This window comes from Nocardioides sp., assembly GCF_047607365.1.
GTDB lineage: Bacteria > Actinomycetota > Actinomycetes > Propionibacteriales > Nocardioidaceae > Nocardioides.
The window spans coordinates 1-19,557 of the sequence record NZ_JASGDD010000057.1 but is presented as its reverse complement, the minus strand read 5'-3'; the positions used below and the strand labels follow the sequence as shown (position 1 = coordinate 19,557).

Sequence of the window (19,557 nt, the reverse complement as noted above, 5' to 3'; positions counted from 1 at the left end):
CGCGCCGGCGCGGATCTTCCGCGAGGCTGGTGTCGCCCGAGGATCCCGGAGTGTCACCCGAGTCCTGACACATCACACGCGAAGGATTGCGTGATGTGCACTTGATTCGAACTGGTGTTCGAACTAGAATCCCTCCATGACCCTGCCCGCCACCGACGACCAGTCGTCCGCCGACGACGCCTCGGGCGTGCTCGCGGAGCTGCGCCGCTCCCAGGCACGGGTCCGGCGGGAGGAGGCCCTCCAGATCGAGCTCGCCACACGGTTCGCGTCCTTCCACGAGGTCGACCACTGGACCCAGGCGGCGTCGTTGGTGGAGCGGGAAGACGAGATCCCCGGCGCTGAGGGCGAGCTGCTCCTCGGCGGGGACGGCTGCCCGTGGGTCAGTGAGTTCGCCGTGACGGAGTTCGCGGCCGCGACGGGGCGGTCGCTCCGGAGCGGCCGGGTGTTCCTCGCCCAAGCGATCGAGCTGGTCCACCGCCTGCCCCGGACCTGGCGCGAGGTCAAGGCGGGTCGGGTCGAGGGATGGCGTGCCCGCCGGGTCGCCGAGGCGACGATGACCCTGCCCCGTCAGGCCGCGACCTGGGTCGACACCCACATCCACACCCGCGCCCAGGCAGTCGGCGTGGCGACGCTCGACCGGCTGGTCGAGGAAGCCCTGGCCCGGTTCGACCCCGAGCGACTGATCGAGGAGGAGCAGTCCGACCTCGCCGGCCGGCATGTCGAGGTCACGGTGCACAGTCGTGCCGCGACCAGCCACATCGAGGCAGTCCTCGACACCGACGACGCCCGGGCTCTCGAATCGGTGTTGAGCGAGGTCGCCGAACAGCTCCTCGCCTCCGAAGGAGCGGTCGACACGGTCGCGGTGCGTCGGGCACGGGCGTTGGGGATGCTCGCCCGCGGCGAGGTCACCGTCGGGGATCGGAAGGCCGCGACGGCGACCGTCGAACCGCCACAGTTGCGGATGGTCGTGCGGGTCACCGAGGGCGACACCCTCGCCACGATCCACTCCCTCACCGGCCAGCGACTCGGCATGGTCTCGATCGACCGCCTCCAAGCCTGGGCCGGCCGCTCATCAGTGATCGTGAAACCCGTCCTCGACCTCACCACCGCCACGACCACCACAGCAACCACAGCCACAGCCACAGCCACCGCAACCACCGCAACCACAGCCACTGGCCGGTTCGCCGAGGGCCGGCTCCGGGAGCAGGTCATCGAACGCGACCGGACCTGCGTCTTCCCCCACTGCGAACGTCCCGCCGAGGCCTGCGACCTCGACCACATCGAGGCGTGGCCACGAGGCTCGACCACCACCGCCAACCTGGCCCCGCTGTGCCGACATCACCACCGGGTCAAGACCCACACCGCGTGGCGCTACCACCGCATCGACCCCGGGATCTATGTGTGGACCAGCCCGCACGGACTGACCTTCCTCGTCGACCGCCACGGCACGCACGATCCCGCTCAGGGGCGGCGGGCGAAGCCTGCGTAGCCGTAGGACCACGGCGCGGCCATGCGCGGCAGGTCCTCGACGTAGGCGCTCTCCACCTCCGCACTCACGAAGCCGGCGGCGGCGAGGAGTGCTCGCGGGTCGCGGGTGAGATGGCAGCCGCCGAAGACCCGTTGCTGGGTGCGGTCGAGGCGGTGCTGCCAGGCGGCCACCTTCGGCTCCGGGGAGAGCCCGTGCTCGGCGAGGTGGAGGGTCCCTCCCGGTGCAAGCACCCGGGCCGCCTCCCGCAGCGCGCCGTCGACGTCGGGGATGGTGCACAGCGTGAACGTGGAGAGGACGCAGTCGGCCGCGCCGTCGGCGAGATCGATCCGAGCTCCGTCGAGACCGATGCGCTCGACGGGGACGGCTGCCGTTCGGCGTACGTCGGCGGACATCCGCCATGCCTCGTCCGACGGCTCCACGGCGAGGATCCGGTCGACCGTCGCCGGATAGCGTCCCACGTTGGAGCCACTCCCGAAGCCGAGCTCGACGACGGCCCCGTGCAGGCCGAGCATCGCGTGCTCGCGCAGGGGGTCGAGGCGCTCGTCGCCGCACGCGTGATCGATGACATGCGGGAGGATGCGATCGGTCCAGAGCCCCATGAGGCCGACTCTAGGGCGTGGGTCGCGCGCGGCTCGCCCGAGGAGTCGCTCTAGGAGCCGACGAGCACGGGGGTGGCGGTGCGGATCGTGAGGGCCTGGGTGGCGCCGGTGATGGTGACGGTGTCCGGGACGGTGGCCCAGGGGCCGTTGTCGATGCGGTAGTCGGCGCTCCAGGTGGTGTCGACGCTCGGCGCCACCTGGCCCTTCCTGCGGTACTCGTGGGTGACCTGGAGGTGCGGGTAGACGTCGCCCGGCTTGGCCGTGCGTTCCTCCTTCCCGTCCCCGTAGTGCCAGTGGAAGCTCGAGGCCTTGATGCGGAAGTCGACCCGGTGACCCAGGAGGGTGAGCGTGGTGTCGAAGGGGTCGGCGTGGGTGAGGAAGTTGGTCTCGAAGTTCACCAACGTCTCGCCGTTGGGCGGTTGGATCTGGAGGACGGAGGCGGGCAGGGGGACGCTGCGGAAAGCTCGGAGGATGTCGTTGAGCCCCGGTCCCGTGTCAGCACCGTCGGTGGCTTCAGAACAGTTGCTCACCGTTTCAATGACCGACCCGTCCGCCGCGTGTAGGTAGCCCGTCATTCGGGGCTCGCCGTCTGGACACACGGAAGAAGTGTCTAGGTCGCAGCTCGCTCCTCCGTAGTGGCACCAGGGTTCCCAAGTCCAATACGAGCCGTCATCCACCGCCTTGGCTCCGCCATCGCTGCCGGGTGTGCCGTCGCAATGTGTAGTTACCTCGACCCCACCACCGAACTGGCCGGGGCCAGAGCTTGCACTCCCCTCTACCGATGCCGAGCAACCGGCCGTGGCCAGTGCCGGCTGAACCGAAGGCCATCCCATGGCCAGGATGGACACGAATACCGTCAGGAGTAGCGCGCGCTTCATTCTGAAGACGCACCTAACTCACTCACGCTCCATTGATCGTCGATCGCCACCAAAACCATCGAGTACGTGCCTACGCCGCCCTGGATGGGGTGGTCCTTCGTTGAGTCCGGGTAGCGAGCTTTGGATTGCGTCGCTCGAACTGAAACGTCCACCGTCGCGATGACATGCTCACCAGCTTGGCCGACCTGTGCGCCAACGTGCGCGGCCGCGGTGCGACCGCCTTCGATATGACCCCCTGCATCGTAGATCGCATCAACGGCTTCGATGCCCCCGTTGCACCCCTTGCACCGCGACAGCGACAGGTCCCGGACGGCGTCAGTGTCGCCGCTGAGCTGGGCATAGTCGACAACGTCCCAGTAGTACCGAACGAACGCCTCGGCGCTCGCCTTCGCTTCGGCCTCGGTGGCGTCCTTCGCGGGTGCCTTCGCTGCTTCGGGCATCAGTGGGGGCGCGGGGGTGGGCGAGGACGTAGGGGATGCGGACGTGCCCGACGATGTGGGCGTCGGGAGCGCGGGTTGCTCGGACTCGCTCGACCCGCACCCGCCCAGCAGCACCGCGGCCACGACGCCGACCGTGGCGAGAACGACTTTCCCCATGGACCCTGGCCTTCCCGAGAGCATCACTCCGACCAGTGGAGTGATGAAACCGACGCTAGCCGCACCAAGCAGAGCCCGCCAGAGGCCAATAACGGCCTGTGGAGGAGAAGGTGGAGGAGAAGAGCGACGCACCGTGCGCGGTTCCCGGCACCGGCGGGGTCAGGGGGCGGTCAGGCCGGCGCGGTCGAGGTAGGGACGGGCGGCGGTGGTGACGGCGTCGAAGACGGCGCGGGTAACGGCCGCCCCCTCCCGGCGTACGGCGTCGGGCCGGACGGACACGAGGCGATCCAGCCGCACCTCGGACGGTCGGCCCCGCGGATCCCAGGCGCCGGAGCCGATGTCGAGCCAGTGCCGGCCGGCGCGGGCCTCCTGGGCGGCATCGCGGTCGTGATCCTTCGAGGTGAGGTACAGCCCCCAGAGCGCGTCGTGGGCCAGGTCGCGGGCGACCAGCAGCACGGGCCGGTCCTTGCCCTGGGCAGGGTCGTCCTCGTAGGGCACCCAGGTCCAGACGACCTCACCGGGGTCCGGGCGACCGTCCGGGTCCGGCGCGTAGTCGAAGGCGAGCACCGCGATCAGCGAACGGGGTGGCCGGCGGAGGCGAGGGCCGCCTTGGCGTCGGAGATGCGGACCTTGCCGAAGTGGAAGATCGTCGCGGCGAGGACGGCGTCGGCGCCCGCGTCGACGGCGGGCGGGAAGTGCGCGGCCGCACCGGCTCCGCCCGACGCGATCACCGGGATGGAGACCTCAGCACGAACGGCGCGGATCAGCTCGAGGTCGAAGCCGTCCTCGGTGCCGTCGGCGTCCATCGCGTTGAGGAGGATCTCCCCCGCCCCGAGCTCGGTCGCGCGGGCGGCCCACTCGATGGCGTCGAGCCCGGCGGACTTGCGGCCGCCGTGGGTGGTGACCTCGAACCCTGAGGGGGTGCCGGTGGCGCGCCGCGCGTCCAACGACAGCACGAGGACCTGGTTGCCGAACCGGTCGGCGACCTCGGCGATCAGCTCCGGGCGGTTGATCGCGGCCGTGTTCATCGCGACCTTGTCGGCGCCGGCGCGCAGCAGCCGGTCGACGTCGGCGACCGAGGAGACCCCTCCCCCGACCGTGAGCGGGATGAACACCTGCTCGGCGGTGCGCGACACGATCTCCATGGTCGTCGCGCGCCCCTCGTGGGAGGCGGAGATGTCGAGGAAGGTCAGCTCGTCGGCGCCCTCCGCGTCGTAGACCTTGGCCAGCTCGACCGGGTCGCCGGCGTCGCGCAGCGACTGGAAGTTGATCCCCTTCACCACCCGGCCGCCGTCGACGTCGAGACACGGGATGACGCGTACGGCGAGGCTCACGATCCGTCCCCGAGGGTCCGACCCAGGGTGAGGTCCAGCGCCTCGGAGAGCGACAGCGAGCCGGTGTAGAGCGCGGTGCCGGCGATGGCGCCCTCGACCCCGAGCGGGACCAGCTCCATGAGGGCGGCGATGTCGTCGATCGTCGTCACGCCGCCCGAGGCGACGACGGGCCTCGAGGTGGCGGCGCAGACGTCGCGCAGGAGCTGGAGATTGGGGCCCTGGAGCATGCCGTCCTTGTTGACGTCGGTGACGACGTACCGGGCGCAGCCCTCGGAGTCGAGGCGCGCCAGCGTCTCGTAGAGGTCGCCGCCGTCCTTCGTCCATCCGCGAGCGGCCAGCGTGGTGCCACGGACGTCGAGCCCGATCGCGACGCGGTCGCCGTACTCGGCGATGGCGCGCGCGCACCACTCGGGCTGCTCCAGCGCGGCGGTTCCGATGTTGACCCGGCGGCAGCCGGAGTCCATCGCGGCCCGCAGCGACTCGTCGTCCCGGATGCCACCGGACCGCTCGATCTTGATGTCGACGGCACGGGTCACCTCGGCGAGTACGTCGGCGTTGGAGCCGTGGCCGAAGGCGGCGTCGAGGTCCACGAGGTGGATCCACTCCGCGCCGAGCTCCTGCCAGCGCAGGGCTGCCTCGACGGGATCGCCGAAGACCTTCTCGCTGCCGTCGACGCCCTGGACGAGCTGGACGGCCCGGCCGCCCTTGACGTCCACGGCGGGAAGGAGTTCGAGGTAGGCGCTCACAGGGTCTTGATCCAGTTCTGGAGGAGGTGGTGGCCGGCGTCGCCGGACTTCTCGGGGTGGAACTGCGTGGCCCACAGCGGGCCGTTCTCGACGGCGGCGACGAAGCGGTCTCCCCCGTGCTCGGCCCACGTGACGAGCGGGGCCCTGGTGCGGTCGTTGGTGACCAGCTCCCAGGACCGTACGCCGTAGGAGTGGACGAAGTAGAAGCGCTCGTCCTCGATGCCGGCGAACGCTTGGGTGCCCGCGGGCACCGAGACCGTGTTCCAGCCCATGTGCGGGACGATCGGCGCCTGCAGTCGCTCGACGACGCCGGGCCATTCGCCGCAACCCTCGGAGTCGACGCCGTGCTCGATGCCGTGCTCGAAGAGGATCTGCATGCCGACGCAGATGCCGAGCACCGGCCTTCCGCCCGAGAGGCGGCGCGCGATGATCCGCTCGCCGCGGATCGCGCGCAGGCCGGCCATGCAGGCGGCGTACGCGCCGACGCCCGGGACGAGGAGGCCGTCGGCCTCCATCGCCCGGTCGAGGTCGGCGGTCAGCTCGACGTCGGCGCCCGCGCGCTCGACCGCGCGCACGGCGGAGCGCACGTTGCCCGACCCGTAGTCGAGGACAACGACCGAGGGAGCCGCCATCTAGAGGGCGCCCTTGGTCGAGGGGATGCCGGCCTCGCGGGGGTCGGGCTCGATCGCGGTGCGCAGCGCGCGGGCGAACGCCTTGAACTGCGTCTCGACGATGTGGTGCGGCTCGCGGCCGTCGAGCACGCGGATGTGCATCGAGAGGTGCGCGTGGTGCGCGATCGACTCGAAGACGTGCCGCGTGAGGGAGCCGAGGTAGGGGACGCCGGAGCCGCCGATGAGGACGTACTCCTGCCCGGCGGGCTCACCGGTGTGGACGCAGTAGGGGCGCCCGGACACGTCGACGACCGCCTGGACGAGCGCCTCGTCGAGCGGCACGGTGGCGTCGCCGTACCGGCGAATGCCGATCTTGTCGCCGAGGGCCTCGCGGATGGCCTGGCCGAGCACGATGGCGGTGTCCTCGACGGTGTGGTGGGCGTCGATGTGGACGTCGCCCTCGGCCTGGACGGTGAGGTCGATCAGCGAGTGCCGCGCGAGGGCGGTGAGCATGTGGTCGTAGAACCCGACGCCGGTGGAGATGTCGTGCTTGCCGGAGCCGTCGAGGTCGAGCTCGACGAGGATCTTCGACTCGCTGGTCTGGCGCTCGATGCGAGCACGGCGCGGAGCGCCTTCAGACGATGCAGAGGTCATGACGTCACCACTTCTGTCAGGGCCTGTGTGAGAGCAGCGCGGAAGGCGGCCATTTCCTCCGGCGTGCCGACGGAGACGCGCAGCCATCCGTCGGGACCAGTCTCCCGGATCAGCACGCCACGATCGAGCAGACCCTGCCACACGGCGTGCCGGTCGGCGAAGGTGCCGAAGAAGACGTAGTTGGCGTCGGAGTCGGCGACGGCGTGGCCCTGGCCGCGCAGCCAGGTGACCAGGGCGTCGCGCTCGCGGCGCAGCTCCTCGACCTTGCCGAGCAGCTCGTCGGTGTGGCGCAGTGCGGCGAGCGCGGCCGCCTGGGTGACGGCGCTGAGGTGGTAGGGCAGCCGCACGACGCGGATCGCGTCGGTGATCGCCGGGTGTGCGGCGAGGTAGCCGAGCCGCAGACCGGCGCCGGCGAAGGCCTTGCTCATCGTGCGGGTCACGACGAGGTTCGGGTACGCCGGCAGCAGCTCCAACGCCGACGGCACTCCGTCCCGGCGGAACTCGCCGTAGGCCTCGTCGAGCACGAGGACGCCGTCGACCTCGCCCAGCGCCTCGGCGAGGACGGCGACCGCCTTCGGGTCGAGCGCGGTGCCGGTCGGGTTGTTGGGGCTCGGCAGCAGGACGATGCTCGGCCGGACCTCGGCGATCAGGTCGCGGGCCAAGGCGTGGTCGAGGCTGAAGTCCTGCTCGCGCGTCCCGGCGACCCAGGTGGTGTTGGTGTCGCGGGCGTACTCCGGGTACATCGAGTAGGTCGGGGCGAAGCTCACCGCCGTACGCCCCGGGCCGCCGAAGGCCTGCAGCAGCTGGAGCATGACCTCGTTGGAGCCGTTGGCGGCCCACACCATCTCGGGCGTGACAGGGGTGTCGCCGGAGTCGCGGGTGAGGTAGGCCGCCAGCTCGGTGCGCAGCTCGGTGAACTCGCGGTCGGGGTAGCGGTTGAGCGCCGCGGCAGCCCGGGCGACGGACGCGGCGACGTCGTCAACGACCGCCTCGCTCGGACCGTACGGGTTCTCGTTGACGTTCAGCTGGACGGGGACGTCGAGCTGCGGGGCGCCATAGGGCTCGATCCCCTTCAGCTCGTCGCGGAGGGGTGGCGTGTAGGTCATGAGCTACTCCCCCGCGAACCGGATCGTCGCGCCGGCGCCGTGGCCGGGCAGGTCCTCGGCCTCGGCGAGGGTCCTCACGTGGCCGGCGACGACGGCGAGCGCGTCCCGGGTGTACTCCACGACGTGGATCTGCTTGCGGAACGTCCGCGCGCCGAGACCCGAGGAGTGGCAGGCGCAGCCGCCGGTGGGCAGCACGTGGTTGGAGCCGGCGCAGTAGTCGCCGACGGCGACCGGCGACCAGGGGCCGATGAAGATCGCGCCGGCGTTGCGGACCCTTGCCGCCACCGCGGAGGCGTCGCGGGTGTGGATCTCGAGGTGCTCGGACGCGTAGGCGTTGACGACGTCGAGACCCTGGTCGAGGTCGTCGACGAGGATGACGGCCGACTGCGGGCCGGCCAGCGAGGCGGCGATCCGCTCGCTGTGCGTGGTCGCGGAGACCTGCTTGTCCAGCTCGGCGACCACGTCGTCGGCCAGCGCCTCGGAGACGGTGACCAGCACCGAGCCGGACGAGCCGCCGTGCTCGGCCTCGGTGAGGAGGTCGGCGGCGACGAAGGCCGCGTCGGCGGAGTCGTCGGCGAGGATCGCGATCTCGCTGGGGCCGGCCTCGGCGTCGATGCCGACGAGTCCGCGGAGCAGCCGCTTGGCGGCGGTCACGTAGGGGTTGCCCGGCCCGACGACGAGGTTGACCGGGCGGCACGGACCGGCGCCGTAGGCGAACATCGCGATCGCCTGGGCTCCGCCGGCGGCGTACACCTCCTCGACGCCGAGCAGCGCGCAGGCCGCCATGATCGTCGGGTGCGGCAGGCCGCCGAACTCCTTCTGGGGCGGGGACGCGAGCGCCATCGACGGCACGCCGGCCACCCGGGCGGGCACGACGTTCATCAGGACGGTGGAGACCAGCGGGGCGTCGCCGCCGGGGACGTAGAGGCCGACACGGTCGATCGGGACCGAGCGGTGCGTGACGGTCGCGCCGTCGGCGACCTCCACGACGACGTCGTCTTCCAGCTCGGCCGCGCTGGCCGTCCGGAGCCGGGTGATCGACTCCTCCAGCCCCGCGCGGATGGCCGGGTCGAGCTCGGCGAGCGCTCGGTGGAGCGTCTCGACCGGCACCCGGAGGTCGGTCTGCTCGACGCCGTCGAAGCGCGCGTTGAGCTCGAGGATCGCCTCGACGCCCCGCTCACGGACCGCGTCGAGGATGGGCTGCACCGCATGCGTCGCCTTCTCGATGTCGAACTCCGCGCGCGGCACGACCGCGCGGTAGTCAGTGGATGCCTCGGCACCCCGGAGGTCGATGCGGCGGATCATGACCCAAGTCTAGATATGTTGGTGCGCGATGAGCGATCCGGTAAGCGCCGCTGGGACGACAGCCCTGCCCATGTTCCCGCTGAACACCGTGCTGTTCCCCGGGGTGAGCGTGCCGCTGCGCGTCTTCGAGGACCGCTACCGCGCGCTGATCCACCACCTGCTGCGGATCGAGGATCCAGCCGAGCGGGTCTTCGGCAGCGTCGGCATCCGAGAGGGCTACGAGGTGGGCGAGCACGGCGCGCAGTCGCTCTACCGTGTCGGCGTACGGCTTCAGCTGAGCGAGGTGGAGGCGCGGGCCGACGGCAGCTTCGACATCGTCGCGATCGGCCGCGACCGGATCCGGCTGGAGCGGCTGGACACGACCGGGGAGTTCCCGGTCGGGCACGTGAGCGACCGGCCGGCGCCGCAGGTCGAGGTCGACGAGGAGACGCTGACCCGCGCGCGGGCGACGTTCACCGCCTTCCGCGCGGCGGTCAGCGAGCTGCGCGGCGATCCGTACTCGGGCCTGCTTCCCCAGGACGCGGAGTACCTCTCGTGGACGCTCGCCGCCGTCGCTCCCCTGCCGCTGGCCGAGCGCCAGACGCTCCTGGAGGCCGACGACGCGGGGATGCGGATCACGCTGGTGAGCGACTACCTCCGCGAGGAGCTGGAGGCGATGAACGTCATCCCCTCCCTCCCCGCGACCGAGGTCGCGCGGACGCGCTGGTCGCCCAACTGACCAGAGTCCGGCACTCGGCTACTTGACGCTCAGGACGAGCTGGGCGTGGGTGACGGAGCCGTCGAGCCAGGCGCTGAGGCCGAGGCCCTGGAGGGGCTCGAGGTTGGCCTCGACCTCGGCGTCGGAGCCGGTCGCGTCGTTGATCGCCTTCTTGAGCTTGGCGAAGTCGACGTAGATCACCGAGCTCGCCTTGTCACCCTCGGGCACGACCGCCTGGAAGTCCTTGTCGTCGCCGAGCTTGCCGCCCTTGGCGAGCTGGTCGCGCAGGTCGGTGTCGAAGCCGAGGCTGACGGAGTCCTTGCCCGCCTTCGTCTCCAGGAAGGTCGAGCCGGGCGCGAGGGCGTCGAGCTTGGCGATGACGGCGCTGATCTTGTCGGGATCGCCCTTCACCCGGAGGGCGACGGGCAGCGACGACGGGTCGGCGGAGTTGATGATCTCCTCGACGTCCAGGTCGCCGCCCAGGACGAGCTGCAGGGAGTCGCTGGTGAGGGTCTCGAGGTCGGCGGGGGCGTCCAGGCCGGTGAACTCGCTGACCATGTCGTAGAGGCTCTGCGGGTCGAACTGATCGCCGCAGGTCTTCTTCAGGCTCTCGAGCGCGCTGTCCAGCCAGTTGTCGGAGAAGCCGATGCCGAGGACCGCGCTGACGTCGGCCGGGAGGTCGGCGACGTCGGCCGAGTGGGAGCCGATGGTGGTGATGCCGAAGTCTCCCGCGACGTCGAGCTCGAGGCCGTCGTCACCGAAGCGCACCGTCGCGCCGGCGCCCTTGAAGCTCTTCAGCGAGCTGGTGTCGGCGCCGGACGCCGCGTCGCTCGCCCCCGGGCACCAGGAGAGCGCCGACGAGCCGAGGTCCCCGCCCTCGAGACCGCCGAGATCCGACCCCAGCGACCCGAGGTCGGTCAGCTGGCCCGCGAGCGCCGACCCGGCGTCCGGCGCCGCGTAGGCGGTGAGGATGCCCGGGTCTCCGGCGGCGTCGGTCCACTTCTTGAAGTCGTCGTCGTCGGCCAGGGAGCTCTTCTTGGCCGCGGTGACGAATGTCTTGGCCTGGTTCTCGTCCTTGCCGAAGACGAGGAAGTCCCCGTTGACGGCGAAGGCGACGGGCTCCTCCTCCGACTCCGTGCACGCGAGCACGTCGTGGATCCCCGCGGTGGCCTTCTTGGCGTCCTTGATCTCCAGCGCCGCGACGACCTGCGGATCGGTCTTGCCGACGATCCCGAACGCGACGGTCGAGCCCAGCCAGGGCTTCACGTCCTTGTCGTAGTCGATGTCGCACCCGGAGCCCTCCGTGATCGACTCGACGAGCTTCCGGCGTACGTCCTCCTCGGAGGAGACGCCCAGCTCCTTCTTGAGCGAGGGGAACTTGTTGACCAGCTTGAGCGCCGCGATCTTCTGGCTGCCGCTGGGGTTCACGTCGAGCGAGACGTAGGCGATCGTGTCGGCGGGCAGCGCCTCGGCCGCCTGCGGACCGGCGTCGAAGAACGAGACCGCGGCCCAGGTGGCCGCACCCGCACCGACCGCCACCAGCGCGGCTCCGCCACCGATGATCCAACCCTTGACCGCCATCGACCCCACTCCTTCGCGTTCAGGCTGGGTCGGAGCCTACGGCCTGGCGGCGGGAGTTTCCCGGCGAAACGAGCAGGAACCATGCTCCGAGGGCGAGCGAGGCCGCCAGTGGGAGACAGGCACGCGCGGACCAGCCCGGCGGGGCCATGGTGCCCAGCATCCGGGTGCCGTCCGCGGCCTTCTTCGCCGCGGCCGTCGGATCGGGAGGAGCGCTGCTGACGCCGTGGTGATACATCAGCCAGGCGGCCAGGCAGGTGCCGGCCAGCACGGCGCCGATGGTGAGCAGCTCGCCGGCGCGGGAGCACCAGGCCGCGAGCAGCCCGATCAGCGTCCCGAGGATCAGCGCGATGACCGTGTACGACGCCGTGGCGGCGAAGGCGGCCCGGCTGCCGGAGTCCCACGGGTCGGGATACCAGACGTGGGCGGCGACGACGCCGGTCGGCGCGGTCCACCTGCTCGCCCACACCCAGCCGCCCACGACGCCGATGAGGGCGCACCACACGACGATGCCGGCGCTCCACAGCAGCCTCGTCACGTGAGGCAGCCCGGACCGAGGATGTGCTTGAGGTCGGCGAAGAGCGCCGGGCTGGGGGTGACGCGGAGGTTGTCACCCAGCTTGAGGGTGCGGGTGTTCTCGCGGGTCAGGAGCCGCAGCCGCACCTCGGTCAGGCCCGGATAGGTCGCGAGGACGTCGTGCAGCTGCTGCACCACCGGCGGAGTGCAGCGGGTCGAGGGCAGGCTGATCACGACCGGGCCGTCGGAGAGGTCGGAGAGGTCCGGCACCGTCACCTCCATCCCCCGCAGCTGGACGGAGTCGCGCTCCTTGTCCACCGCGGCGCGGACCCGGATGATCGCGTCCTGGGCGAGGACGGAGCTCACCTGGACGTAGATGCTGGGCCAGAGCAGCACCTCGACCGCGCCCTCGAGGTCCTCGAGGGTGATCGTGGCCCACGGGTCGCCCTTCTTGGTGATCCGCCGGTTGATGTTGGTGATCAGGCCGGCCACTGTCACCGCCTGGCCGTGCGGGATCGCCTCGTCGACGAGCAGCTGGCCGACGGTCGCGTCGGTGCCCTGGGCGAGCACGTGCTCCAGCCCGAGCAGCGGGTGGTCGGAGACGTAGAGGCCGAGCATGTCCCGCTCGTGGGCGAGGAGGGTCATCTTGTCCCACTCCTCGAGGTCGGGGATGGTCACCGAGATGCCGAACCCGCCGCCCATCTCCTCGTCCAGCCCGCCGAACAGGGAGTCCTGGCCGATCGCCTCGTTGCGCTTGATGTCGACGAACTGGTCGACGGCCGTCTCGTGGACGGCGACGAGCGCGCGGCGGCGGTGCTTGAGGTCGTCGAAGGCGCCGGCCTTGATCAGCGACTCGATCACCCGCTTGTTGCAGACCACCGCGGGGACCTTGTCGAGGAAGTCGTTGAAGTCGGCGAAGCGCCCCTTCTCCCGGCGGGAGGCGACGATGCCCTCGACCACGTTGAGGCCGACGTTGCGCACCGCGGTGAGCCCGAAGCGGATGTCGTTGCCGACCGCGGCGAAGTCGACGACCGACTCGTTCACGTCGGGCGGCAGGACGTTGATCTTCATCCGGCGACACTCGTTGAGGTAGATCGCCATCTTGTCCTTGTCGTTCTTGACCGAGGTCAAGAGCGCCGCCATGTACTCCGTCGGGTAGTTGGCCTTGAGGTAGGCGGTCCAGTAGGTGACGACGCCGTACGCCGCGGAGTGGGACTTGTTGAAGGCGTAGTCGGCGAACGGGACGAGGATGTCCCAGAGCGTCTTGACGGCGGCGGCGGGATAGCCGCGCTCCAGCATGCCGGCCTCGAAGCCGGCGTACTGCTTGTCGAGCTCCTCCTTCTTCTTCTTGCCCATCGCGCGGCGCATGTTGTCGGCGGCGCCGAGGGTGAAGCCGGCGAGCTGCTGCGCGATCGCCATGACCTGCTCCTGGTACACGATCAGGCCGTAGGTCTCCCCCAGGATCGGCTCCAGCGCCTCGGCGAGCGCGGGGTGGATCGGCTCGATCGGCTGGCGGCCGTTCTTGCGGTGCGCGTACTTGTTGTGGGAGTCGGCGCCCATCGGGCCGGGGCGGTAGAGCGCGGAGACGGCGGTGATGTCGGCGAACTGGTCGGGCTGCATCGAGCGGAGCAGGTTGCGCATGCCGCCGCCATCGAGCTGGAAGACGCCGAGCGTGTCGCCGCGCCCCATGAGCTCGTAGGTCGCCCGGTCGTCGAAGGGGACATCCTCGAGCACGACGGTCTGGCCGCGGTTGGCCGCGATGTTGGCGACGGCGTCCTCGAGCGTGTGGAGGTTGGACAGTCCGAGGAAGTCCATCTTGACCAGGCCGAGCTCCTCGCACTTGGGATACTCGAACTGCGTGATGATCTGGCCGTCCTGCTTGGGATCCATCAGCGGGACGATGTCGATGAGCGGCTCGCTCGACATGATGACGCCGGCGGCGTGCACGCCGGTCTGGCGGATCTGGCCCTCGAGACCGAGCGCCGTCTCGTAGATCTTGCGGACCTCGGGGTCGGAGTCGTGCAGCGCGCGGAACTCCGCTCCCTCGCCGTAGCGCTTGGACTCCGGGTCGAAGAGCTCGGGGAGCTTGATCGACTTGCCCATCACGTCGGGGGGCAGGGCCTTGGTGATCCGGTCGCCGATGGCGAACCCGTGGTCGAGGATGCGGGCGGCGTCCTTGATCGCGGCCTTGGCCTTGATCCGGCCGAAGGTGGCGATCTGGGCGACCCGCTCCGCGCCGTACTTCTCCGTGACGTAGGCGATCACCTCGCCGCGGCGGTGGTCGTCGAAGTCGATGTCGAAGTCGGGCATCGAGGGGCGCTCGGGGTTGAGGAACCGCTCGAAGAAGAGGCCGTGCTCCAGCGGGCACAGGTCGGTGATCCGCAGCGCGTAGGCCGCGATCGAGCCGGCGCCCGAGCCACGGCCCGGCCCGACCCGGATGCCGTTGTCCTTGGACCACTGGATGAAGTCGGCGACCACGAGGTAGTAGCCGCAGTAGCCCTTCTGGGAGATGATCGCGAGCTCGAAGTCGACGCGGTCACGGACCTCCTGCGTGAGCCGGTCGCCCGGGTAGCGCGCCTCGATGCCGCGCCACACCTCCTGGCGGAACCACGACTCCTCGGTCTCTCCCGCGGGGATGTCGGCCCGTGCCATGTAGCCGCCGGTCGACTCCACGAACTCGACGTTGCAGCGCTCGGCGATCAGCAGGGTGTTGTCGCAGGCCTGGATGAGGTCCTGGCTCCCCCACAGCTCGCGCATCTCCGCGGCGGACTTGATGTAGTAGCCCGAGCCCTCGAAGGCGAACCGCTTGCCGCCCTTGCTGTAGGGCGGCTCGGCCAGCCGGCTGCCCGACTGGACGCAGAGCAGCGCCTCGTGGGCGCTCGCGTCCTCGGGATTGTTGTAGTGCGAGTCGTTGGTGGCGATCGGCTGGATGTTGAGCGTCCGGCCGAGCTTGAGCAGGTCGTCGCGGACCCGCTTCTCGATCGAGATGCCGTGGTCCATCAGCTCGAGGAAGACCGAGTCCGCGCCGTAGATGTCCTGCAGCTCGCCGGCCTCGCGGACCGCCTCGTCCCACTGGCCCAGCCGCAGCCGGGTCTGGATCGCGCCGCTGGGGCAGCCGGTGGAGACGATGATCCCCCGGCTGTGCTCGGCGAGGATCTCCTTGTCCATGCGGGGCTTGTAGAAGTAGCCCTCCATCGACGCCCGCGAGGAGAGCCGGAAGAGGTTGTGCATGCCCTCGGTGGTCTCGGCCCACATCGTCATGTGGGTGTAGGCGCCGCCGCCGGAGACGTCGTCGCCGCCCTCCTCGGCGGTCTCGCCCTTGCCCCACCGCACCCGCTTGCGCTCCCCGCGCGGGGTGCCGGGCGTCAGATAGGCCTCGATGCCGATGATCGGCTTCACGCCGTACTTCTTCGCCTTGGAGTAGAAGTCGTAGGCGCCGTGGAGGTTGCCGTGGTCGCTCATCGCGATGCTCGACATGCCGAGCTCGCTGACACGGGAGAAGAGGCCGTCGAGCAGGCTCGCGCCGTCGAGCATGGAGTACTCCGTGTGGACGTGCAGGTGGGCGAAGTCCTCGGCCACGGATTGCCCTCCTCAGGGGTCGCTCGTCAGGGTGCGCGGAACGCCGTTGCCGCCGCAGCGGCGGGCACCTGGGGAAGGACCCTCAGCCTACGCGACGGCTGGCGACCATCCTCATCGACACCGCCGACATTTCCGCGACCTACACTCGGCCCCGTGACGAGCAGCGCTGCCGCCCACCCCCTGATCCCGCCGATCGTCCTCGACGGAGGCCTCTCCAACGCCCTCGAGGGCCGGGGTCACACACTGGGCGGCGATCTGTGGACCGCTCGGCTCCTGCGGGACGACCCCGAGGAGATCGCGGCGGTGCACCGCACCTACTTCGAGGCGGGCGCGCGGGTCGCCACGACCGCGAGCTACCAGGCGAGCGTGCCCGGGCTCGTCGCCGCCGGCTCGAGCCGCAGCGAGGCGGAGCGACTCATCCGGCTCAGCGTCCGGCTCGCCAAGGAGGTCGCGTCCGAGGAGTCCGGGCGGCTCGTGGCGGCCTCCGTCGGCCCCTACGCCGCCACGCTGGCCGACGGCTCGGAGTACACCGGGTACGCCGGCCGCGTGCCGCGTCAGGTGCTGCGGGAGTTCCACGCGCCGCGCCTGGAGCTCCTCGCGGCGGAGGACCCGGACCTGCTGGCCGTGGAGACGCTCCCGGACGCCGACGAGGCCGAGGTGCTGGTCGAGCTGCTCGACCGGATCGGGCTGCCGGCCTGGATCAGCCTCTCCGCGGACGCCGACCGCACCCGGGCGGGCCAGCCGCTGGCCGAGGCGTTCGCGATCGCCGCCGGCTGCCGGACCGTGATGGCCGTCGGCGCGAACTGCTTCGACCCCGCGGACGCGCTCGAGGTCGTCCGCCTCGCGGCGGCCACGACGGGCAAGCCGGTGGTCTGCTACCCCAACAGCGGCCAGGGCTGGCAGAGCGGGGTCGGCGAGGAGGCCGGCCACTGGACCGGCGACCAGTCCTGGTCGCCGTCGGCCGCGCCCGCGTGGATCGAGGCCGGGGCGGCGTACGTCGGCGGCTGCTGCCAGGTCGGCCCCGACGAGATCAAGGCGCTGGCCGCCGTCGTCGGCTGAGACGGCGGATCAGAGCAGGTCGCGGATGACGTCGAGGGCGTGGGCGAGGTCGTCGGGGTAGGGCGAGGTGAACTCGACGTACTCCCCGGTCTCGGGGTGGGTGAAGCCGAGCCGGACGGCGTGGAGCCACTGGCGGGTGAGACCGGTGCGGGCCGTGAGGGTCGGGTCGGCGCCGTAGGTGGCGTCGCCGACGCACGGGTGGTGGGTGGCGCTCATGTGGACGCGGATCTGGTGGGTGCGGCCGGTCTCCAGATGCACCTCGAGCAGGCTGGCGAAGCGGTGCGCCTCGAGCGTCGCGTAGTGGGTCACCGAATGCCTGCCGTCGGCCCGGATCGCCATCTTGTAGTCGGCCTTGGGATGCCGTCCGATCGGGGCGTCGATGGTCCCCTCGATCGGGTCGGGGTGCCCCTGCACGAGCGCGTGGTAGACCTTCGTCGGGGTCCGGTCGCGGAAGGCCTGCTTGAGGACGCTGTAGGCGTGCTCGGACTTCGCGATCACCATCACGCCCGACGTGCCCACGTCGAGGCGCTGCACGATCCCCTCGCGCTCCTTGGCTCCGGAGGTGGAGATGCGTACGCCGGCGGCGCGGAGGTGGCCGACGACCGTCGGTCCGGTCCATCCCGGACTCGGATGCACCGCGACGCCGACGGGCTTGTCGATGACGACGATCGCGTCGTCCTCGTGGACGATACGGATGCCCTCGACGATCTCCTCGTGGATCTCCAGGGGGTCCGCGAGGACGGGGATCGTGACGTCGAGCATGCTGCCGGCGCTCACCCGGTCGGACTTCCCGGCCGTGGCTCCGTCGAGGGAGACCAGGCCGTCGGCGGCCAGCTCGGCGGCCCGGGTCCGGGAGAGGCCGAAGAGCCGGGCGATGGCGGTGTCGACCCGCTCGCCCTCGAGCCCGTCGGGCACGAAGAGGGTGCGCTGCTCGCTCGCGCTCATGAGAGCTTCACGTCCCGCGTGGACTGCAGGATGATCAGCGCGGCGGCCACCGTGATGCAGCAGTCGGCGACGTTGAAGATCGGCCAGTGCGGCAGCTCCAGGAAGTCCACGACATGACCCCGGAACGGACTGGGCTCACGGACCATGCGGTCGACGACGTTGCCGAGGATGCCGGCCTCCAGCAGGCCGAACGCGAGGCCCCAGAGGAGGTCGGTGGTCTTGGCGACGACGAGCCAGGCGACCACCACGGCGGCGACGATCGCGACGCACGAGAGCAGGACCGTCAGGCCGGTGCCGGTGCTGAACGCCGCGCCGGGGTTGCGGGTGAGGTGGAGCTGGAGCAGCGAGCCGATCAGGTGCCTCGGCTCGCCGTCGCTGAGACGCGCGACCGCCAGGGACTTCGTGAGCTGGTCGACGCCCAGGCCGACGATCGCTGCGACTGCTGCGACTACCGTCGCTCTTCGCGCTGCTTGCATGGCATGCAGAGTGTGGCACGCGGGAACGCCATGAGCCGCATCTTGCCGATGGGCTCGCCACAGGACTCGCACACGCCGTAGGACCCGTCCTCGATGCGGACCAGGGCGCGCTCGATCTGCGCGAGCTTGTCCTTCTCGGAGTTGACGACGCTGAGCTCCTGGTCGCGCTCGAAGCTGGTCGCGCCCATGTCGGCCTGGTCCTGGCCGGCGCCGTCGCCGCTGTCCTTCATCAGCCCGGAGAGCTCGTTCTCCTGCGCCTCGAGGAGGGCCAGCGAGTGGTCGCGCTGCTCGGTGAGCTCGGCGACGATCTCGGCCAGCTCGGCCTGGGTCCAGGCCTCCTCGTCCGCCTTGACGACCAGTGCCTCGGGAGCCGACTCGACCGCTGCCTTCTTTGCCACGGGAGAAGTGTGCCCTGTGGCCGAAATGGCCTTCGTCGCGGGGGCCTTCTTGGCTGGCGCGGCCTTCGTCGCGGGGGCCTTCTTGGCTGGCGCGGCCTTCGTGGCGGCGGCCTTCTTCGCGGGAGCCTTCCTGGCCGGCGCGGCCTTCTTCGCGGCGGCCGCCTTCGTGGCCGGAGGCGGCGGAGACGCGGGCGGCTCCTTCTTCGCGGGCTCCGCCGCGACGCGGCCCGTGAGCTTGCGCGCGGCCGAGGACACCGTGCCGGCGATCGTGGGACGAGCCATGGTCCTGCCTCTCCTTCGTGGCGGGAGTGCCGCCCGGAGAGTAGCCGCTGCGCGCCTCGCCCTCAATGCGGCTCACCGCACGACATGCCCGATGGGTCACAAATGACCCGCGGCCGGCCCCTCCCGTGGAGAGGACCGGCCGCGGTGACGTCGTACGGGCTCAGGCGAGCCTCAGGACTGCTCGGACTCCTCGCCCAGGATGGAGCGCAGCCGCTTGGGGGCGGCGGGGCTGTCGTCACCCGACGGCTCGTTGGCCGACGTGCCGAGGGCCTCGAGCTGCTGGGTGAAGTAGCCCTTGAGGCGGGAGCGATACTCGCGCTCGAAGGAGCGCAGGTTCGCGACCTCCTGGTCGAGCTTGTCCTTCTCCCGCTCCAGGTCGCCGAAGAGCTGGGTGCGGCGCTCGGCGGTCTCCTGGTCGAGCATCTCCGAGCGCTGACGGGCGTCGGCCTCGAGGCGGTCGGCCTTGGCCTTCGACTCGGCCTCGAGCCGCTCGGCCTTGGTGCGGGCCTCGCCGATGATCTTGTCGGCGTCGTCCTTGGCGCCCTCGACGAGCTCGTCGGCGTTGCGCGTGGCGATCTCGAGGAGGCGGGCGGCGGCGTTGGAGGCCTGCGGCACGGTCTCCACCCGGAGGGTCTCGACGCCCTGCGCGGCGGCGACCGGGGCGGCCTCGGCGGCGGGCGGCGGGGACACGACGGCCGGCTCCGGCTCG

20 protein-coding genes are annotated in these 19,557 nt (G+C 70.9%); 3 read left to right on the top strand and 17 right to left on the bottom strand.

The window, feature by feature from the left end; all coding sequences use genetic code 11:
- Positions 1 to 136: 136 nt before the first annotated feature.
- Positions 137 to 1,489 carry an HNH endonuclease signature motif containing protein gene (locus tag QM572_RS05080; RefSeq protein ID WP_415090717.1) on the top strand — a complete coding sequence of 451 codons (1,353 nt, stop codon included), beginning with the start codon at positions 137 to 139 and terminating at the stop codon, positions 1,487 to 1,489.
- Here the strand turns inward: QM572_RS05080 and QM572_RS05075 are convergent.
- From QM572_RS05075 to hisD, 10 genes are all read right to left on the bottom strand, one after another.
- Positions 1,462 to 2,088, bottom strand: coding sequence for a class I SAM-dependent methyltransferase (locus QM572_RS05075; RefSeq protein WP_415090715.1), 627 nt, complete (start codon positions 2,086 to 2,088; stop codon positions 1,462 to 1,464). The two genes, QM572_RS05080 and QM572_RS05075, sit on opposite strands and share 28 nt — an antisense overlap.
- A 50-nt stretch (positions 2,089 to 2,138) precedes the next feature.
- A complete protein-coding gene (locus tag QM572_RS05070) occupies positions 2,139 to 2,618 on the bottom strand; it encodes a hypothetical protein (RefSeq protein ID WP_415090713.1) in 480 nt (159 codons plus the stop codon).
- Positions 2,619 to 2,962: 344 nt separating this feature from the next.
- Complete coding sequence (locus tag QM572_RS05065; protein WP_415090711.1) at positions 2,963 to 3,529, bottom strand: DUF6318 family protein; 567 nt, start codon at positions 3,527 to 3,529, stop codon at positions 2,963 to 2,965.
- A 192-nt stretch (positions 3,530 to 3,721) separates the two neighbouring features.
- Positions 3,722 to 4,129, bottom strand: coding sequence for a type II toxin-antitoxin system PemK/MazF family toxin (locus QM572_RS05060; RefSeq protein ID WP_415090709.1), 408 nt, complete (start codon positions 4,127 to 4,129; stop codon positions 3,722 to 3,724).
- A 5-nt stretch (positions 4,130 to 4,134) separates the two neighbouring features.
- Positions 4,135 to 4,896: an imidazole glycerol phosphate synthase subunit HisF gene (gene hisF, locus QM572_RS05055; RefSeq protein WP_415090706.1), complete on the bottom strand. Its 762-nt coding sequence runs from the start codon at positions 4,894 to 4,896 to the stop codon at positions 4,135 to 4,137.
- Positions 4,893 to 5,642, bottom strand: a complete 750-nt coding sequence (gene priA / locus QM572_RS05050) for a bifunctional 1-(5-phosphoribosyl)-5-((5-phosphoribosylamino)methylideneamino)imidazole-4-carboxamide isomerase/phosphoribosylanthranilate isomerase PriA (RefSeq protein WP_415090703.1) — start codon at positions 5,640 to 5,642, stop codon at positions 4,893 to 4,895. The genes hisF and priA overlap by 4 nt, the downstream gene beginning before the upstream one ends.
- Positions 5,639 to 6,274, bottom strand: coding sequence for an imidazole glycerol phosphate synthase subunit HisH (gene hisH, locus QM572_RS05045; protein WP_415090701.1), 636 nt, complete (start codon positions 6,272 to 6,274; stop codon positions 5,639 to 5,641). Before hisH ends, priA begins: the two co-directional genes overlap by 4 nt.
- Entirely contained in the window at positions 6,275 to 6,907 is a 633-nt protein-coding gene (hisB, locus tag QM572_RS05040; protein ID WP_415090699.1) for an imidazoleglycerol-phosphate dehydratase HisB, read from the bottom strand. It lies immediately after the preceding gene.
- Positions 6,904 to 8,013, bottom strand: a complete 1,110-nt coding sequence (locus QM572_RS05035) for a histidinol-phosphate transaminase (RefSeq protein WP_415090697.1) — start codon at positions 8,011 to 8,013, stop codon at positions 6,904 to 6,906. Before QM572_RS05035 ends, hisB begins: the two co-directional genes overlap by 4 nt.
- Before the next feature lie 3 nt (positions 8,014 to 8,016).
- A complete protein-coding gene (gene hisD, locus QM572_RS05030; protein ID WP_415090694.1) occupies positions 8,017 to 9,318 on the bottom strand; it encodes a histidinol dehydrogenase in 1,302 nt (433 codons plus the stop codon).
- 28 nt (positions 9,319 to 9,346) lie between these two features.
- On the opposite strand from hisD, the gene QM572_RS05025 reads away from it, so the two are divergent.
- On the top strand, positions 9,347 to 10,036 hold the full coding sequence (locus QM572_RS05025; protein WP_415090692.1) for an LON peptidase substrate-binding domain-containing protein: 690 nt from the start codon (positions 9,347 to 9,349) through the stop codon (positions 10,034 to 10,036).
- A gap of 18 nt (positions 10,037 to 10,054) precedes the next feature.
- On the opposite strand, the gene QM572_RS05020 is transcribed toward QM572_RS05025, so the two are convergent.
- Genes QM572_RS05020 through dnaE form a run of 3 tightly spaced genes read right to left on the bottom strand, consistent with a single transcriptional unit; the run spans position 10,055 to position 15,688 of the window.
- Positions 10,055 to 11,596 (bottom strand): DUF3352 domain-containing protein, encoded by a 1,542-nt coding sequence (locus tag QM572_RS05020; protein WP_415090689.1) that lies wholly within the window; start codon positions 11,594 to 11,596, stop codon positions 10,055 to 10,057.
- Between the two features lie 19 nt (positions 11,597 to 11,615).
- Positions 11,616 to 12,131 (bottom strand): hypothetical protein, encoded by a 516-nt coding sequence (locus QM572_RS05015; RefSeq protein WP_415090687.1) that lies wholly within the window; start codon positions 12,129 to 12,131, stop codon positions 11,616 to 11,618.
- The gene (dnaE, locus tag QM572_RS05010; protein WP_415090684.1) at positions 12,128 to 15,688 is read right to left on the bottom strand and encodes a DNA polymerase III subunit alpha; all 3,561 of its coding nucleotides are present in this window, start codon (positions 15,686 to 15,688) and stop codon (positions 12,128 to 12,130) included. Before dnaE ends, QM572_RS05015 begins: the two co-directional genes overlap by 4 nt.
- A gap of 153 nt (positions 15,689 to 15,841) precedes the next feature.
- Here dnaE and mmuM point away from each other — a divergent pair, with 153 nt between their 5' ends.
- Positions 15,842 to 16,747, top strand: coding sequence for a homocysteine S-methyltransferase (gene mmuM / locus QM572_RS05005; protein ID WP_415090681.1), 906 nt, complete (start codon positions 15,842 to 15,844; stop codon positions 16,745 to 16,747).
- A 9-nt stretch (positions 16,748 to 16,756) separates the two neighbouring features.
- Here mmuM and QM572_RS05000 read toward each other — a convergent pair whose 3' ends face one another.
- The 4 genes from QM572_RS05000 to QM572_RS04985 all read right to left on the bottom strand — a co-directional run.
- Positions 16,757 to 17,692 carry an RluA family pseudouridine synthase gene (locus QM572_RS05000; protein WP_415090678.1) on the bottom strand — a complete coding sequence of 312 codons (936 nt, stop codon included), beginning with the start codon at positions 17,690 to 17,692 and terminating at the stop codon, positions 16,757 to 16,759.
- Positions 17,689 to 18,168 (bottom strand): signal peptidase II, encoded by a 480-nt coding sequence (gene lspA, locus QM572_RS04995; protein ID WP_415090676.1) that lies wholly within the window; start codon positions 18,166 to 18,168, stop codon positions 17,689 to 17,691. The genes QM572_RS05000 and lspA overlap by 4 nt, the downstream gene beginning before the upstream one ends.
- Entirely contained in the window at positions 18,141 to 18,848 is a 708-nt protein-coding gene (locus QM572_RS04990) for a TraR/DksA family transcriptional regulator (protein WP_415090674.1), read from the bottom strand. Before QM572_RS04990 ends, lspA begins: the two co-directional genes overlap by 28 nt.
- A gap of 171 nt (positions 18,849 to 19,019) precedes the next feature.
- Positions 19,020 to 19,557 (bottom strand): cell division protein DivIVA (locus QM572_RS04985; RefSeq protein WP_415090672.1); only part of this gene is annotated, 538 nt, incomplete at its 5' end.

What these genes read in the sequence shown, in the direction of transcription:
- QM572_RS05080 (WP_415090717.1), top strand. Translation starts at nt 137, where the DNA reads ATGACCCTGCCCGCCACCGACGACCAGTCGTCCGCCGACGACGCCTCG.
- QM572_RS05075 (WP_415090715.1), bottom strand. Translation starts at nt 2,088, where the DNA reads ATGGGGCTCTGGACCGATCGCATCCTCCCGCATGTCATCGATCACGCG.
- hisH (WP_415090701.1), bottom strand. Translation starts at nt 6,274, where the DNA reads ATGGCGGCTCCCTCGGTCGTTGTCCTCGACTACGGGTCGGGCAACGTG.
- hisB (WP_415090699.1), bottom strand. Translation starts at nt 6,907, where the DNA reads ATGACCTCTGCATCGTCTGAAGGCGCTCCGCGCCGTGCTCGCATCGAG.
- QM572_RS05035 (WP_415090697.1), bottom strand. Translation starts at nt 8,013, where the DNA reads ATGACCTACACGCCACCCCTCCGCGACGAGCTGAAGGGGATCGAGCCC.
- hisD (WP_415090694.1), bottom strand. Translation starts at nt 9,318, where the DNA reads ATGATCCGCCGCATCGACCTCCGGGGTGCCGAGGCATCCACTGACTAC.
- QM572_RS05025 (WP_415090692.1), top strand. Translation starts at nt 9,347, where the DNA reads ATGAGCGATCCGGTAAGCGCCGCTGGGACGACAGCCCTGCCCATGTTC.
- QM572_RS05020 (WP_415090689.1), bottom strand. Translation starts at nt 11,596, where the DNA reads ATGGCGGTCAAGGGTTGGATCATCGGTGGCGGAGCCGCGCTGGTGGCG.
- QM572_RS05000 (WP_415090678.1), bottom strand. Translation starts at nt 17,692, where the DNA reads ATGAGCGCGAGCGAGCAGCGCACCCTCTTCGTGCCCGACGGGCTCGAG.
- lspA (WP_415090676.1), bottom strand. Translation starts at nt 18,168, where the DNA reads ATGCAAGCAGCGCGAAGAGCGACGGTAGTCGCAGCAGTCGCAGCGATC.
- QM572_RS04990 (WP_415090674.1), bottom strand. Translation starts at nt 18,848, where the DNA reads ATGGCTCGTCCCACGATCGCCGGCACGGTGTCCTCGGCCGCGCGCAAG.